Origin of the sequence: Microcoleus asticus IPMA8, assembly GCF_013179805.1 — a bacterium.
GTDB lineage: Bacteria > Cyanobacteriota > Cyanobacteriia > Cyanobacteriales > Microcoleaceae > Microcoleus > Microcoleus asticus.
Map to the genome: position 1 here is coordinate 37843 of NZ_SRRZ01000018.1, position 16042 is coordinate 53884.

Genomic DNA, 16042 nt, shown 5'->3' on the forward strand with positions numbered 1-16042 from the left:
GGGTGCTAAGTGCACGCCTTACTCGTTGTAGGGTGTGCAGTGTGCGTCTTTGCCCTATTTGGCGGTATTTAGCCCCATCGAGCTTTCGCTTCAAAAGTTCGATCGCTCTATCGCTCCCTTCTCGTGCCACAATTACTGGGGAAGTAATATTAAAAACGCAAAAAATGGGAGTGAACGATCGTGGATTTGAGTTTAGTCGCGTCAAATATCTTAAATCCACCCATATTAGCTTTTTTCATGGGAATGCTGGCAATTTTTCTCAAATCTGATTTAGAAATTCCAGCGCCCATCCCCAAACTGTTTTCGCTGTACCTGCTGTTTGCGATCGGATTTAAAGGCGGCGTCGAACTGTCCAAAAGCGGAATTGACCAGCAAGTTGCCCTGACAATTTTTGCAGCGATGCTGATGTCAATGCTAGTACCAATTTATACTTTTTTCATACTGAGGATCAAACTCGACTCATACAATGCCGCGGCGATCGCAGCCACCTACGGTTCCATCAGCGCCGTCACATTTATTACCGCAACCTCCTTCCTCACAGCACAGGGGATCGACTTTGACGGTTACATGGTAGCCGCGCTAGCATTAATGGAATCCCCGGCAATTATAGTCGGGCTAATCCTCGTGAGTGTATTCGGCGGGGAAGAAGGAAAACGCGAAATAGTTTGGCCAGAAGTGTTGCAAGAAGCATTCCTAAACAGTTCAGTTTTTCTGCTGATTGGCAGCCTAATTATGGGCATAATGACAGGAGAACACGGTTGGCAAGTTATGAGTCCGTTTACTCAAGACTTGTTTTACGGAGTTTTGACTTTTTTCTTGCTAGACATGGGGCTGGTTGCAGCCAGCAGAATTAAAGATTTGCAAGAAGCAGGAATTTTTCTGATCGGCTTTGCAATCCTAATTCCGATAGTCAACGCCGTAATTGCTTTGGTAATAGCGAAATTAATCGGAATGCCACAGGGAGACACTTTGCTGTTTGCCGTCTTGTGCGCGAGTGCTTCTTATATAGCAGTACCAGCAGCCATGCGCCTAACTGTTCCCGAAGCGAATCCAAGTCTTTACATTTCAACGGCCTTAGCAGTGACCTTTCCTTTTAATATCATTGTAGGCATTCCCCTGTATCTATACGGAATCAATATGTTTTGGAGGTGAGATAATGGAGCCAGTCAAAAGGATAGAAATCATAGCCCACTCGGTGGAACTCGGCAAGATTTTAGACGGTTTAGACAAAGCTGGCGTACCCGGTTATTCGGTGATTCGTGATGTGGCCGGAAAAAGCACCAGGGATCACGTTTCCCGCAATTCATCGATGACGGCGCTGGATAACGTTTATGTGGTTGCTTTTTGTTCTCCCGCTCAAATATCAGCAGTTGCAGAAAACATTAGACCCGTGCTCAATAAATTTGGTGGGTCGTGTTTTATTTCAGATGCGGTGGAATTGCTAATTACTAGGTGCGTCGGGTAGTCATTAGTCCTTAGTCATTAGTGATTGGTGATTATACCAATTTGGAAAACTAGAGCGACATATAGATTGTACGCCATAGGTGTAGGGACACGGCATTGCTGTGTCCTTGTGCGTATCTGTGACTTTAATCCTAGGCTTCGGGTCCCGAAACCCGCCACTGGTGAGAATACCAATCCATTTTGGTTTTTTTATAAGTTTTTTGTTATTACTTTAGCATGATTTAAAAAAAGCTATTTTGAAAATAATTTCTGTCTGTTATAGCACTTTTACAAGTTTACAATCATCAGCCATTAACCATTAGCCAGCGGTAATTTCAGGGTTAATTACCCTTCGCCACCCCCGAATTCAGAATTCTTAAGAGATAGAAAAGAATCAGTTAAAAAAATCCGTTAGCGTGGTAAATTCTAAGCCACAACAGGCGATCGCCCGATCGACTAGCGAGATTTTCAAGAGGAGTTTAAACATGGCTGCATTAAAAGTTGGCATCAACGGATTTGGTCGCATAGGACGGCTAGTCATGCGTGCCGGCATCAAAAACCCCAACATCGAATTTGTCGGCATTAACGACTTAGTTTCGCCAGAAAACCTGGCTTATCTTTTCAAATACGACTCCACCCACGGCATTTACGACGGCGAAGTTGAAAGCAAACCCGACGGGATTGTCGTTGACGGACTATTTATCCCCTGCACAGCAATTAGAAATCCTGCCGAATTGCCTTGGGGTAAATCCGGCGCAGATTATGTTGTAGAATCTACCGGATTGTTTACAGATTTTGAAGGCGCATCAAAACACTTGACTGCGGGAGCAAAACGAGTAATACTTTCAGCACCGACAAAAGATCCTGAAAAAGTACCAACATATCTAGTAGGCGTCAACCACCACAAATTTGACCAGGCAAAAGATACTGTTGTTTCCAATGCTAGCTGTACAACAAATTGTTTAGCACCAATTGCCAAAGTGATCGACGATAACTTCGGCTTGGAAGAAGGTTTAATGACTACAGTTCACGCAATGACATCTACTCAACCAACTGTAGACGGCCCCAGCCAAAAAGATTGGCGGGGAGGACGCGGTGCGGCTCAAAATATTATTCCATCTTCCACTGGTGCAGCAAAAGCTGTTACTTTGGTGTTGCCGGAATTGAAAGGAAAATTGACGGGAATGGCTTTGCGCGTGCCAACTCCCGACGTGTCTGTAGTTGACCTTACTTTTAAAACGGGGAAGGAAACTAGCTACAAAGAAATTTGTGAAGCCATGAAAAAAGCCTCGGAGGGCGAACTCAAAGGCATTCTCGGATATACTGAAGATGCGGTGGTTTCTACAGATTTTAAGGGCGACGAGCGATCGAGCATTTTCGATGCAGGTGCGGGAATTGAACTGAATTCTAAGTTTTTCAAAGTCGTTTCTTGGTACGACAACGAGTGGGGTTATTCTTGCCGCGTGATTGACTTGATGCTGTCGATGGCGGAGAAGGACGGAATTTTGAATAATTGATTTTTTGTGGGGTGGCATTTTGGGCGGGCTCGCCTTCCCACCCCACAAACAAATTCCTATGAATTTTTGTGGAACGGGCCCGAAAGCCTGTTCCTGAGAATATTACCTAATGTGAGTTAAACTTTTTGTGTTTCCGATTCGATCGCGCTCATGTCTGAATTACCACCGCTGAATAACGAAACTATTTGGGCTATCCTCAACGAAGAAATCGACGATGCTGCCGTCAATCAGCTAGTTTGGCAGTATCTGGGCTACCGCTGCGATGCGGAGACTGGTAAGTGGAACAGTGCTGATGTTGCTACCGAGTGGCGCCAAGAATACCCGGAACCGCCGGATTTTATCGATTCTAGGCCTGCGACCGTGAAATTGACTCGATCGATCCCTCCAGAAAACAAGCAGTTGCTGAAGGAAAAATTGGGGTTTAAGGGCTATAAAATTGGGGAATTCGGGCCGAGACAAACTCGCAGGGCGACAATGGCTAATTGGTTGATGGGTTTTATGGAAGCTGGGGCTTAGGAGGTATTTGGGATTGCTGTGCGATTGTTGCCCGCGTTACAGTACAAAGATATTAGATTTTTTGGCAGGAAAACCCCTAAATCCCTATTAAGGATTGAAACCTTTATTAAACTCTTCCTTTCTTTCTCTGTCTCCTTTGCGTCCTCTGCGGTTAATTAACAAAAATTAAGCCTTTTGAAAGTCAAAAAACACTAAAATCCGATCGCCAATTCCAACATCCTCACCGCCAACCCTGACATCGGGCTGTTCCGTAAAGTATCCTAGAGTCGGCACAAAACCACTGTGAGGAAACCTTTATGAAAACAAGCACAATATCTCGCTTAACCAGCATTTCCCTCGCTACCCTAATGCTAGCCGGCGTTTCAGTCAACGCGACCGCCACGCCAGCCACCACCCAACCCGCAACCCAACTCGCCCAAGCTACTGCCAAAAAACGCCTCGTCGTCATGGACTTCGACTACGGCACCACCAACAGCTATTACACTTCCTACAGGGGAGTCGGGGCCGCTAAAGGCATCAGCGAACTGCTAATCAACGAACTTGTCAACAATGGCACTTATACAGTAGTCGATCGTAGCAAACTCGAACAAGTGCTCAAACAGCAAAATCGCAGCGGTGCGATGGATGCCGGCACAGCAGCAGAAATTGGCAAGGAGTTAGGAGTTGACGCCGTACTCATCGGCACCATTACCAAGTTTAATATCGACAAACAATCCGGCGGCGGCAGTTTCATGGGAATCGGCGGCGGGTCGCAAAAAACCAAAGCTACCGTTCAAATAGACGTGCGGTTAATTGGTACAGCTTCAGGAGATATTCTTGCTACCGCCAAAGCAGTAGGAGAATCCGATCAAAGCGATTCTAATATTTCTGTCCGAGGTATCAGCAGCAATTCTGGCAGCAGCAATGAAGACTCACTTTTGAGCGCGGCCGTTGACAAAGCCGTATCTCAGATGGTGACTAAACTTGCAGAAGTATCTAAGAAATTAGGTTAGAAATTTTGAAACCTTTTTAGATTTGAGATTGAGAATTTAATAATTCCCAATCTCAAATCTAAGATTATCAGTTCGCCATCGCACGCTACCCAAAGAAACCCGGTTGAGCGTTGTCGCGATCGAGCGTATATGACCAAATTTTGTGAATCAACCGGGTTTTTACGTCTAGGACTGATTATGTCAGCTATTTGACCAGCGATGGTACCAGTTAATCTTAGTTTTGTTTAGAAATCTGCATTTTTCTTTCTACTAAATTAGAGAAAATTCGCTCAACATACTCAAGCATTAACAGTTTAATTAGCATTGGGATTTGAGTCAGAATTAACAACGCATTTCCCCTGTTGATTCGGGTTTGGAGTCGGGTTAGAGACTACTTTAGAAAGGGCAGCTTGTTCTTGAATCCATCCGATTTCTCCCGCTGGCAGCTTGGCGATTCCTACTTCAACTGTTGGCTTAACGGTCGGGGAAGGCGAGGGAGTTGCCACAGCGGGAGATCGATTCACTGCGGGTTTTGAAACTGTAGAAAAGTCTTTATTTGAGTTGGGTTTGGGAGAGTTCGCTCGCACTATTTCAGGAATCGAACAAACTTTCAATTCCAACCAATTGCCTTGAGGCGTAAGTTGTTTGTTTGTCACCTGCAAAACGCTGCCGGCAGGGACTGTTCCCTTGACAGTCAACTCACCCATTGCGACGCGCAAATCCAAGCGATCGCCCTCTTTTCCCAATTCCCCACCTGCAGAACTTTTAATCTCTATAAACGAGCCTGTTTCTAAAGATTTCACCGGAGGAGGTACAGATTCAACTATTTTCTGCGGCGTGCTTCCAACATTAATTAAACCGCCTTTCCCGAAAATCGACTCCCCGGCAGTATCGATCGCCCGACCCACCGGAGGGATGAAAAAATAAGCAAATACACCCCCCAACCCTAATAAAAATACAATTTTCAGGAGCAGAGAAAATGAACTTTTGCTTTTTTCCGGCTGTAACAATTGCGTTTTCGCTTGAGAATTATTACCATCGCCAAGGGTTGTGGGATCAGTCAAATCCGTTGGCAACTCGTCGGTGTCGATAATTGGTTCCGGAGGCGTATCTAAAGGTGCGACAGACAATTCTGTCAAAGTATTGCCTTCGTCCCTCAAATGTGCCTGACAGTGAATTAAAGCTACAGTGACGTTATCGTGACCGTTTCTAGTATTAGCAATCTCAATCAGTCGATCGCGCGCCTTGGCCACATTAATGCTACCGTCGAGAATTGGCAAAATCTCCGCTTCCCAACATTCCTCAACCCGGTCTTTATCGCTCAAACCGTCGGAGCACAGCAGCAAAACGCAGTCCTCATCCACCGGAAAACGCTGCACTGTTGGGTGCAGAGTGTTGGACGAACTAATGCCCAAAGCTTGAATCAGAGCGCCGGCGGCCACTTGTTCCAAAGCATCCCGGTAGAGGGAGTAGCCCAAACGCACCTCGCGGCAAGCTACATCGTCGTCGAGAGTAACTTGATAGCAGCCAGTGCGGGTAATCCAGTAAGCCCGACTGTCTCCGACGTGGGCGACGTAGAGTTCGTGAATGTGGGCTAAAGCCATAACTAGCGTAGTTCCCATCCGCTGGCGGCCTTGGCGGTGTTCGCTGTCGTTGCGACCGGCTATCTTGTCGTTAGCAGCACAAGCGGCCCGTTGCAGCTTGGAAGTCAGGCTCAGCGGGTCCCAATTAGCCTGATGCAGGGGCATTTGCTCCAACTTTTCCCGCAGCACAGCAATGGCTTCTTCCGAAGCGATTTCGCCGCCGTCTTGTCCGCCGATACCGTCGCAGACGATCGCGCAAGCGGACGATCCCGGTTTTCCGGAGAACACCGTACCGCTGGGCGGATAGCAAGCATCCTCGTTGTGAGCCCGTGCTCTGCCGACATCGGTGCCCGTGGCAATCTCAACGTGACGATCGTAAAATCGCCCGCACTTTGCCAGAGCTTTATCCAACTGGCCCATCAGTTGTTCGCCGTTGCGCACTTGACCGGCAACCATTTGCTGGCAAAGTTGCCTCAAAAAATTGGCGATCGCCGGATGAGCATCTTCGAGCCACTGCTGCCACAATTTGCCCAACTGCGACAAATTAGGCGGTTTGCGATCGGGCTGCAATTCCAGAAACCGCACCAATTGTCCTTCCACCCGCAGCAGTTCCGGAGTCAGCAGCGTGGAAGCCACGCCCTGAGCGATACACGGCTGCCACAACTGGGCAATTTGCCACAGCCAATTGAGCTGGCGCATCGCTGCGGCTCCTTTCCAGGAGTCGGCCAATTCCGGCATTAAAGATTCCGTCACCTTCAAAATAGGCACGTTTTCCAATAGCCAGATATCTCCCGATAGCTTGCTCCTCTGGGACGATACCAGCCCGTATACTTGAGGTACGTGCAACTGATAGGTAAATAGTCTCAGATAAGGAGTGACAACACTCGGAATCTCTTCGGGCTGTTCCGGCAACTGTTCGGGTTGAGTATCGACAAGAAGTCGATCGCGCTTGACCAAGTAGCGACCAGCGATCAGATCGCCTGGCTTACACCCTTTGATCCCTTCACCTAAAGCCCATAAGTAGTGTTTTGCCACAGAGTTTTGCATAAGGGTTCCTGACGCCTTTGGGCAAGCGTGCTGATCTGAACTATTTTAGCGATTGAACCTCGACGGTTGATACGTGGCGATTATTCGACACCCCCGCTTTCTCAACAGACGGGGATTCTTAAGACTTCGCAGTCCTAATATCCTGATTTTTCAGGTTCCTAGGCTTACCACGTTTGCACTCTTGTGCGCGTAGTTATATCTCCTGAGAATGTTTTAGGCGTGACTTTCCCCCAGTCCAGGGGTAGGTTTTAATGTCTTGTACTGACACGAATAGTCTACCATTTTGTTGACCCCCGATGAATCTTGCTATGAGCTTTCAGGGTTAGATGCTGGCGCGACGCCGAAGTCCTCGGCTTGAAAGCACGCTGTGTTCAGCATATTCCTGATAGTAGCGATTTCCGAAGAAATCGCGGTTCTCAAACAAATTGAAATTTTAGACTAACTATAATGGTATGATGCAGCTAGGTAGAAATCACCTGAGCCAACAGGTATAAATAAACATCAATTGTCGGTTTTCTCGCCCAGGGTGTTCCGTGCCTCGTAGCCGAGTTTCGCAAGTAAAGTTAAATTTAACCTTACCCAAAGTAAGGATACAAGCCCACAGATAAATCTGTGGAGTCCACCTAAAGTCTAAAATCTAACATCTCACATCTACTGACGGATGCAAGCCCCCGACAGGAGTCGTGGAGAGAAAAAAAAATTAGATATTAGTTCAAGCCCGCAGATTCATCTGTGGAGTCAATCTAAAATCTAAAATCTAAAATCTAAAATCGACTGACCGGCCTCTGCAAGCTGTTGAGTATTTAACCATGCCCCTACATGAGTCCAGTGCCTTTCGCAAGAATTTGTCCGATCCGAAGCTGCTGCCTGCAGTTGAAATAGACGAAATACTGACTAGCATTCAACATTCTCACAGTTTTTATTACAAAGTGATGAATCTTGAGGTTTGGGCGCTGGTGGAAACCTTGGATGGGCTGTTTCCCGGCGCTTGGGGTCATTTTATGACCAACCGCCAAGTTGCAGTTAAACAGTTTTTGGAGCGCGATCGCCATCCTACTAATTTTGCGGTTGATGCTGGGGATGCGGGGGAGAAAAAAGAAGGAAAAAGGCCCTTGGACTCGGCTGAGGGTAAAAAGCAGGAAGAAGCCAGGAGTCAGGAGTCAGGAGTCAGAAAGAAGCAGGAAGAAGAATAAAAGCAGATTTTCCCAATTATCCCCATCTGGGCCTTTCCTTTGTATCGAAGTCTAGATCCGCCTCAATCCCCTTAAGGCCGGACACGAAAGAGAAGCGTCTTGTCCCCCCCTACTCCCCCTGATTAAGGGCAGTAGAGGGGATGGAAACTCAGCTACAAGCGACATTTATGATGGCTTTCTATCTTAAGTTGACACAAATGCCGATCGCCCGATCGCCCTTACAGGTGAACTTTGGAATCAACTTGAGGCAATCCCATGCTGTAGTTAACAGCGCGGCCGTTGAGGTTGTAGCTGATTTGGCCTTTTTGTAGGAGCGATCGTACCAAGTGTTCCAATTCCGAACCGATGCGGCGGAGGTTGTACTCGGTCAAGTCTTCGCCCTCGTAGGCGTCTACGAGTTGGTCAAATTTGGCATATACCTGTTTGATTGACTCGTCATTCCAGTTAAGTTCGTTATCTGGGTCAATGTCGAGCGTCAAAAGGTCGTTGCTGGGTACGAGTTCGTTATCTTCGAGGATGGCGGTGTATATGCGAATATGGCGGGTTGTTGACTTAAGCTGCATGACTTCTTATGTGTAAAGATTTTTTGCTGAATTAATTGTAATGGCACAGAGATGCGCGGGGAGGGTGGGCGATCGTCAATTTCTCGGAATCCCGAAATTTTTTAGTTGTTCGGCAGTCCAATTTTTGTAATATTCAGTTTTTTCTAAAGAATCGGAAGCTGGCTTCAGCTTAGAATTTACTTGAACAGTGAAGCCCGGATACGGCATCCTCCTAGTATGAAGCCCGTCAATATTAAAATCTTCTTCGGGATGGATGTGAAAAGCCAGCAAGCCCAACTCTGATATCTGATTATTCAATTTGTCTATCAATTCTTTAGTTTCGGGCGCACTAATCGCATTTTTTTCGGGATTAATTACTACCATGATTTCAAATTCTGAATTGTAAAACTCATAAATGGATTTCATTATGGCAGAATCGCGATCGAACTCAGTCAGGGCTGAAAACCGCTCGATTTTGAATAAAATTTGATTAGCCAAGCGTGCCTTTTTAGCGAAGGGACAAATCGGTAAATCGTTGAAAACTGGATGCGGTAACTCGACAAACTCCGTCATCCATCTGAGGGTAGATTCTATAATTTCTGTGTCCGATTCATTCATCGATAATCTATATATTTGATATTTCATACTAATCATACTCTATTTTTTGGGTGGGCACACCCCACCATTCGTATCAACTTAAACCGAAGTCCGCCAGGGGTTTAAACCCCTGGCGGACTTCGGGGAAGAGCCTGGAAAATTGGCACCAATACATTGCTCACCTTGCTCTTTAATATTAGCGATCGACTTTATTCGTGAATTGTGCCATCTGGCATAATTGCACCTGCGAGTTTGGCCGTTTCCAGATTTACCACGCCACTTAGATTCGCTCCCTTTAGGTTGGCTTTTTCTAGGTTTGTATTCTGCAAATTTGCACCGCGCAAGTCTGCCAAATTTAAGTCTGCCCCACTAAAATTTCCACCACTAAGGTTAGCCCCACAGAAATTTACTTCAATTAATATTGCTCCGCTTAAATTGCATTGAAGAACTCCACCAACCAAATTAACTTTTGTCAGATTAGCACCAGTAAAATTTGCCCCACCTGTTTCTGCACTTTTCAGATTCGCTCCACTCAAGTCTGCCAGAGTTAAGTTAGCATACAGTAAATTTGCCTGCATCAGGTTTGCTCCTATCAAGTTTGCCACCGTGAAGTTGGCACCACTCAGATTTGCTCCGCTTAAATTGGTTTTATTCAAATTAGCTTGCAGAAGTTTTGCACCCTGCAAATTTGCCTTAGTTAGATTTGCACCGCTCAAGTTAGCTTCACTCAAGTCAGCAGAACTCAAATCAATACCAACTAGGTTTGCTGTTTGCAGCGAAGCATTAGGAGCAATTAAGTAAGCACCTGCTTTAACAGGGTCAAAACCTGTGGAGAAAATAGTCTCTGCATTGTAAATCGCTCCTTCAAGGTTTGCTCCTTCAAGGTTTGCCCTATTAAGGTTTGCACCGAATAGGTTTGTCTTACTTAGGTTGGCATTACTAAAATCAGCATTCATCAATCTCGATTGCCTCAACTTCAACCCAGTTAAGTTTGCTTTACTGAGGTTTGCCCTGCTGAAATCTACTCCAGACGACAAATGAACCACGGTGAGATTTACCCCACTCAGATTAGCTTCAATTAGGTTCGCACTCAACAGATTGGCTTGAGTTAAATTTGCATTGACGAATTGTGTTTTACGTAAATTTGCTGAGCTTAGATTGGCTTTGTAAAGGTTTGCCTGACATAAATTTGCCTCACTCAGGTTAGCACCAGATAAGTTTGTTTGAGAGAGTTCTGCACCGCTTAAATTAGCTCTACTCAGGTTGACCTTAACCAAGACTTTTTTGCTCAGATTGACTCCCGCTAAATTAACTCCCGTAAAATTTCGTTCTTTCTGATACCGTTGCAAAAAGTCCTCAGCACTAATAGCTGGTTCCAGATTTTCTAGTGCAGAATCATCTATTTTTTCCTCTTCCTCAGATTGCACAGTATCCGCATTTACAGGAGTAGCCACCGGCTGTTCTACCGTTTCGCTAGATGCTGGAATTGGTGTCTCCTCGATCGCCTCTTCGCGCAATAGCTTGTCCACGCGATCGCTAAACTGTCTCAAAACCTCAGCATCATCAACCTTCTCACCAGCATTTGAGCTTTTCTCAACCGCATTCTCAACATAATACTTATCTACAAAACTTTGCAACGGAGCATTATATCCCTGTCCTACCGGCTGAAACCTCCATTCGCCATTCTTCTTATACAAACGTCCAAATTCTAAAGCCGTTTCTTGGGAAAATATCTGATTTAAATTGTACCGAACCAATTCGCTAAGAGTCTCTGAATTGTAAAGCCGGATAAAAGCATTTTTAACTTGACTAAAACTTTGATTTTTTTCCTGTCCGTCGTGAATAGTCACAACAAACACAATTTCCTGAATAGCAGAATTGATTTTACTCAAATCCAGATAAACCGTCTCATCATCTCCCTCAATTTGTCCATTCCTGCTATCTCCCGAATGTCGCACCGCACCGTCCGGCGATGTCAGATTGTTGTAAAATACAAAATACTTTTCATCTGGAATGCGACCGTCTGCCGCTAACATAAAAACTGATGCGTCAATGTCGCAGTTTTGTGCTGTTTGGCTGACTTGCCAACCCAGGGCGATCGCAATTCTACTGAAATTAGGAGTTTCTTTAGAAAGATTGAACCTTTCACCCTTAGTTAATTCGATACTCATATGCGATAATTCCCTTACCTCATAAATGGTATTAATTATCTCATCTATGTTAACCCGATCGCAAATTGGATTTTATCTCGAAGACATCGAAACCCCAATTGGCAGAACCGTCAATTTAACTCTTACCGGACTCATTCTTTTATCTTCCGCCAGCTTCATCGCCGAAACTTACCCGATTTCGGAATCTGTTAGAATTAATTTCCAAACTCTCGATACTGTTCTTTTAATCGTTTTTGCAGTTGAGTATTTATTGCGACTGTGGTGTGCCGAAAATCGAGTTAAATTTATTTTTAGTTTTTTTTCAATTATTGATTTGCTGGCAATTTTACCATTTTTGCTGGGATTTGTCAACGTTAGTTTTATCCGAATTTTTCGCTGGTTCAGAATTCTCCGACTCATCCGCTTTCTGGAATTAAAAATTTCTATTTTCCGCATCAGCAGCGAAGATGGAGTGATTTTTGCTCGGATTTTGTTTACTTTGCTGGCAATAATTTTTGTTTATTCGGGTTTGATTTATCAAGTAGAACATCCGGCAAATGCCGAAAATTTTGGAACTTTTTTGGATGCTGTTTATTTCTCGGTTGTCACGATGACGACGGTGGGATTTGGCGATGTTACTCCGATTTCGGAATCCGGTCGTTTTCTGACTATTTTGATGATTTTGACGGGAATTGCTCTGATTCCTTGGCAATTGGGGGATTTGATCAAACAATTAGTTAAAAGTGCTAATCACGTAGAAGCTGTTTGTAAAGGTTGCGGTTGGTCTGTACACGATGCTAATGCCAAATATTGTAAAATGTGCGGCACTCAATTAGATAATGGTTGACTGCTGACTGTTGACTGTTGACTGTTACAGCAGTTTTAAGTTGAGTGCAGTACAGATAACCGGTAGGGACACGGCATTGCCGTGTCTTGTAGTTCATAAATCTGGAATACGCTGTAACTTCTTCCCTCTTCCTTCTTCCTTCTTCCCTCTTCCCTCTTCCTTCTTCCTTCTTTAAGCTAAGGGTAACAAAATTTCAAATTGGGTGCCGCTGCCTAATTCCGATCGCATTCTGAAGGCACCGCCGTGTTTGCCCGTCACGATTTGATAGCTAATTGCTAAACTGGTTTCTTTGAGGGCGCGTTTTTCAGTAGAGAATGATTCTATAATTTTTTTGTACTTGCTAGGTGACATTCCTTGCCCGTTATCTGCTATGCAAATCGAAACCCAGCGAACATGAAGTTTGTCTAAATCGGGCGCAGGTTCGGGACAGCAGACTTGAGTTGTGATTTCAATTTGAGGCTGGCGATCGAAGTCTCTGAGTCCTGCACCTTTAAACTCTTTCGCCAATTCTTGACCGACCGCTTCGTTAATTAATGTATTAATAGCATTGGTCAAGATATTCATAAATACTTGGTTTAGCTGGCCTGCATAGCACGGCACTGGCGGCAGGTAGCCGTAGTTTTTCACTACTTTGATTTCCCTGGTCAAACGACTTTTGAGCAGCAAAAGTATGCTGTCTATGTTGGCGTGCAAGTCGGTCGGTTTGGGATAAACATCGTCTATGTGGCAGAAGTTTTGCAAACTGCTTGCCAGCTTGCTCAAACGTTCGGCTCCAGATTTGATACTGGCAACAGTACGGAGGAAATCGTTTTGCAAAAAGTCATAGTCTATCTCTTCCTTGAGCCGTGCTATTTCCGGAGAGGGTTCGGTACAGTGCGCGTCGTAAACTGAGAGCAACTCCATCAAGTTTTTGCTGTAGTCGCTGACGTAGGTTAAATTGCCCCAAATAAAGCCTACCGGATCTAAAATTTCGTGGGCTACTCCGTTGACTAAACGCCCTAAACTCGCCATTTTTTCGCTTTGAATCATTTGAGTTTGGGCTCTTTCGTAGCGGACTTGAGTTTCTATGCCGCGAATTTGCCAGTAGGCGATGTTTAGCGCGTGAGGGTCTAAGAGGCGATAAGATTGGGAGTCTATTTGGACGACGATTGGTTCTGACTGCAATTCGGGCGATCGACGCAGAGCTTGTGGGGCTGCTGCCAAAATGGTTGTACTCTCTGCAAGCAATAATATTTCGAGGCGAGCGTAACTGTAGAGAACTTTCAGCGGCAGGTGCAAAAATAGCTCGGGGCCTTGGGGTTTGAGCAAATATTCCAGCAGTTGTCTGCGGGATATCATGCCAGCAAACTCTCCTGCTTCTACCAATACGACACCAGGCACGAGGGGATGCTGTTCAAAAATTTCGGCAACTGCGATCGCCAAGCAGCTCGATTTAACCTGAAAATCATACAGGGGCAAATCCCAGAGGGTAGACTCTAGGGAAAGGTCTTGATGGCTGCCTTCGGAGAGGGAAGGGCTAAGGAGTTTGGAACTGAATTTATTTGCCACTGGAACTTTTAGTTGCCGAAACACGCTGAGAAAGTGAAATTAGAACGTACTACTAAGCTAGCCTATAATTTCACCGCAGGAGCGACCCTGGAGACTGTTCCTGAGTTAATCATATTTTGCCAATTATCGGCAGGAGAATTTCAAATTCGGTGCTCTGGCCCGGCTGCGATCGCATTTTCAGTTGGCCCCCATGCTTTTCTGTAACGATTTGATGGGAGATAGCCAGCCCCATACCGGTGCCTTTGCCTGCTGGTTTAGTGGTAAAAAAGGTCTCAAATATCTGCTGGTGATTTTCTGGGGGAATGCCGGGGCCGTTATCGGCAATGCAAATTGCGACCCGCTTGCCGTGTTCGGTTTCTATGACTTTAGTGGTAATTTCGATTTGGGGCTGCCAGTTGTCCAGGCACTCGGTCTGTATTTCTCGATCGGCTGCGTACTCTGTCAGGGCGTCTAGAGCATTAACTAACAAATTCAAAAACACCTGACTCAACTGACCGGAGTAGCCAGTAACTAGCGGCACTTCACCGTAATTTTTTACCACTTCTATGCTGTTTTTAAAGCGGTTTTTCAGAATTAACAGCGTCATCTCCACGCATTCGTGAATGTCTGTCTCCACTGGCTTTGTCTCGTCCATGTGAGAGAAGTGGTGCAGCCCGTTAACTATTTTTAGCAATTGCGAGGCTCCCAGTTCCATCCCTTCTAAGGTGACTGGCAAATCTTCTTGTAAAAAATCAAATTCAATTTCTTCTTTGAGGGCATCAATTCGGGGACACGGTTCAGAATATTCTTCTTCATAAACCGAAATGAGCTGAAGCAAGTGTTCAAAATAGGACAGCAGAAAAGTCAAATTTCCCCAAATACAGTTTAGCGGATTTCTGATTTCGTGAGCTACTTCTGCTACAATTCTCCCCAAACTCGCCATTTTTTCTGTTTGGATTAGTTTGGCTTGGGTTTGTTTGTGGAGCAACTTATTTGTTAATTCGTGAATTCTTGATTGAGCGATTATTAATTGGTGTACGTCTAACAGTTTGTAGCTCTGAGGTGCTATTTCCACTACTACAGGTTCGTAAATTAATTCTGCCGATCTGTAAAGCGATTCCTGGGCGGCTTCTACTATTAATTTACTACCTGGAAGTACCAGCGGATCTGGCTTGGAAAACTTGTATAATACTTCTATTGGTCGCTTAAAAAACATTTCTAATCCGTAGCGGCGGTTAATTTTTTCATAAAATAGACGCCTGGATATTATGCCTACAAAATTACCCTCCTCTGTCAAAATGACGCCGGGAAGCATGGAATTTTTTTCAAAAGCCTGGGCTACTTCTTTTGCCTGTTGAGTTAATTCAATTTGGCAGTTGTAGAGTGGCAGGTCTAGGAGAGTTGATTCTGAGGATATGTTCCAAGTACAAATTTCAGGTATATGCAACACTGATAACTCCGAGCTAGTCTCACGCACAGCAAACATAGATGAAACCCCTGTTAAATGTTGTATTGATGGATAACTTAAGTTGCTATTAATTGGTAACGGGTAATTGGGAGGGGGTAGTTGCTAATTTGTTAAATTAGAACAGCATCCGATGGGAAAACCCGATCGCACTAGCGTTGTGTGCTAAAGATTTTGTTTCTAAATCAATGTTAAACGATCGAAGCTTTTGTGGAACTTACGGAGTTCTGCTGTAAACTTTTTACCATCATATACCTGCGATCGCCTGTTTTCAGAAAATTTTTAATGTTTATCAGGGATTTTTGTTACCTACTATACCATTTTTCCGGTGCTAGTAGGGAATTGGAGAACAGCTTGCGGGTTATGAGTGAATATACGGCCCTGCTTCGAGGGTTCGATGGCCCGGATTGGCGATCGTGGAAGTGACTTGAGGCCCCAACGGTCAAGATTGGGGCCCAGGCCAAAATCAGCATATTGTACAGCAGAAGGAAGTTCGGCAACGGATTCGCTTTCTTCGGATGTAACGGATGGAAGGCTTTAGTTATCTAGCAGAGAAGGAAGAAGCAATCTTCGGCAAGGGTTTGTGCAATTGAGAAAGTTCTAACCGTCTTGGCGGTTGCTATACCACTAAAAAGAATCCAACT

13 protein-coding genes are annotated in these 16042 nt (G+C 45.0%); 7 read left to right on the plus strand and 6 right to left on the minus strand.

Features of this window, described 5'->3' with window-relative positions; all coding sequences use genetic code 11:
- The first annotated feature begins 180 nt into the window (after nt 1–180).
- The 5 genes from E5S67_RS06990 (at nt 181) to E5S67_RS07010 (ending at nt 4468) form a co-directional block, all read left to right on the plus strand.
- Entirely contained in the window at nt 181–1152 is a 972-nt protein-coding gene (locus E5S67_RS06990) for a sodium-dependent bicarbonate transport family permease (RefSeq protein ID WP_172186348.1), read from the plus strand.
- Between the two features lie 4 nt (nt 1153–1156).
- The gene (locus E5S67_RS06995) at nt 1157–1465 is read left to right on the plus strand and encodes a P-II family nitrogen regulator (RefSeq protein WP_172186349.1); all 309 of its coding nucleotides are present in this window, start codon (nt 1157–1159) and stop codon (nt 1463–1465) included.
- Nucleotides 1466–1928: 463 nt separating this feature from the next.
- Nucleotides 1929–2960, plus strand: coding sequence for a type I glyceraldehyde-3-phosphate dehydrogenase (gene gap, locus E5S67_RS07000; protein WP_172186382.1), 1032 nt, complete (start codon nt 1929–1931; stop codon nt 2958–2960).
- Between the two features lie 150 nt (nt 2961–3110).
- Complete coding sequence (locus tag E5S67_RS07005; RefSeq protein ID WP_172186350.1) at nt 3111–3476, plus strand: DUF1823 family protein; 366 nt, start codon at nt 3111–3113, stop codon at nt 3474–3476.
- Between the two features lie 296 nt (nt 3477–3772).
- A complete protein-coding gene (locus tag E5S67_RS07010) occupies nt 3773–4468 on the plus strand; it encodes a CsgG/HfaB family protein (protein ID WP_172186351.1) in 696 nt (231 codons plus the stop codon).
- A gap of 293 nt (nt 4469–4761) precedes the next feature.
- Here the strand turns inward: E5S67_RS07010 and E5S67_RS07015 are convergent, their stop codons facing one another.
- Nucleotides 4762–7077 carry a protein phosphatase 2C domain-containing protein gene (locus E5S67_RS07015; RefSeq protein WP_172186352.1) on the minus strand — a complete coding sequence of 772 codons (2316 nt, stop codon included), beginning with the start codon at nt 7075–7077 and terminating at the stop codon, nt 4762–4764.
- 809 nt (nt 7078–7886) lie between these two features.
- On the opposite strand from E5S67_RS07015, the gene E5S67_RS07020 reads away from it, so the two are divergent.
- Nucleotides 7887–8270, plus strand: a complete 384-nt coding sequence (locus E5S67_RS07020) for a hypothetical protein (RefSeq protein ID WP_172186353.1) — start codon at nt 7887–7889, stop codon at nt 8268–8270.
- A gap of 218 nt (nt 8271–8488) precedes the next feature.
- Here the strand turns inward: E5S67_RS07020 and ndhM are convergent, their stop codons facing one another.
- The 3 genes from ndhM to E5S67_RS07035 form a co-directional block, all read right to left on the minus strand.
- Nucleotides 8489–8833, minus strand: coding sequence for an NAD(P)H-quinone oxidoreductase subunit M (gene ndhM, locus E5S67_RS07025; RefSeq protein WP_172186354.1), 345 nt, complete (start codon nt 8831–8833; stop codon nt 8489–8491).
- 75 nt (nt 8834–8908) lie between these two features.
- On the minus strand, nt 8909–9430 hold the full coding sequence (locus tag E5S67_RS07030; RefSeq protein ID WP_172186355.1) for a DUF1415 domain-containing protein: 522 nt from the start codon (nt 9428–9430) through the stop codon (nt 8909–8911).
- 188 nt (nt 9431–9618) lie between these two features.
- On the minus strand, nt 9619–11580 hold the full coding sequence (locus tag E5S67_RS07035; protein WP_172186356.1) for a pentapeptide repeat-containing protein: 1962 nt from the start codon (nt 11578–11580) through the stop codon (nt 9619–9621).
- A 25-nt stretch (nt 11581–11605) separates the two neighbouring features.
- Between E5S67_RS07035 and E5S67_RS07040 the strand changes: the two genes are divergently transcribed.
- Complete coding sequence (locus E5S67_RS07040) at nt 11606–12406, plus strand: ion transporter (RefSeq protein ID WP_246276655.1); 801 nt, start codon at nt 11606–11608, stop codon at nt 12404–12406.
- Between the two features lie 171 nt (nt 12407–12577).
- Here the strand turns inward: E5S67_RS07040 and E5S67_RS07045 are convergent, their stop codons facing one another.
- Nucleotides 12578–13954, minus strand: a complete 1377-nt coding sequence (locus E5S67_RS07045) for an ATP-binding protein (protein WP_172186357.1) — start codon at nt 13952–13954, stop codon at nt 12578–12580.
- Between the two features lie 109 nt (nt 13955–14063).
- A complete protein-coding gene (locus E5S67_RS07050) occupies nt 14064–15419 on the minus strand; it encodes an ATP-binding protein (protein WP_172186358.1) in 1356 nt (451 codons plus the stop codon).
- Nucleotides 15420–16042: the final 623 nt, after the last annotated feature.

Coding starts and splice junctions, on each gene's coding strand:
- E5S67_RS06995 (WP_172186349.1), top strand. CDS start 1,157: ATGGAGCCAGTCAAAAGGATAGAAATCATAGCCCACTCGGTGGAACTC.
- gap (WP_172186382.1), top strand. CDS start 1,929: ATGGCTGCATTAAAAGTTGGCATCAACGGATTTGGTCGCATAGGACGG.
- E5S67_RS07005 (WP_172186350.1), top strand. CDS start 3,111: ATGTCTGAATTACCACCGCTGAATAACGAAACTATTTGGGCTATCCTC.
- E5S67_RS07010 (WP_172186351.1), top strand. CDS start 3,773: ATGAAAACAAGCACAATATCTCGCTTAACCAGCATTTCCCTCGCTACC.
- E5S67_RS07015 (WP_172186352.1), bottom strand. CDS start 7,077: ATGCAAAACTCTGTGGCAAAACACTACTTATGGGCTTTAGGTGAAGGG.
- E5S67_RS07020 (WP_172186353.1), top strand. CDS start 7,887: ATGCCCCTACATGAGTCCAGTGCCTTTCGCAAGAATTTGTCCGATCCG.
- ndhM (WP_172186354.1), bottom strand. CDS start 8,833: ATGCAGCTTAAGTCAACAACCCGCCATATTCGCATATACACCGCCATC.
- E5S67_RS07030 (WP_172186355.1), bottom strand. CDS start 9,430: ATGAATGAATCGGACACAGAAATTATAGAATCTACCCTCAGATGGATG.
- E5S67_RS07035 (WP_172186356.1), bottom strand. CDS start 11,580: ATGAGTATCGAATTAACTAAGGGTGAAAGGTTCAATCTTTCTAAAGAA.
- E5S67_RS07040 (WP_246276655.1), top strand. CDS start 11,606: ATGGTATTAATTATCTCATCTATGTTAACCCGATCGCAAATTGGATTT.
- E5S67_RS07050 (WP_172186358.1), bottom strand. CDS start 15,419: ATGTTTGCTGTGCGTGAGACTAGCTCGGAGTTATCAGTGTTGCATATA.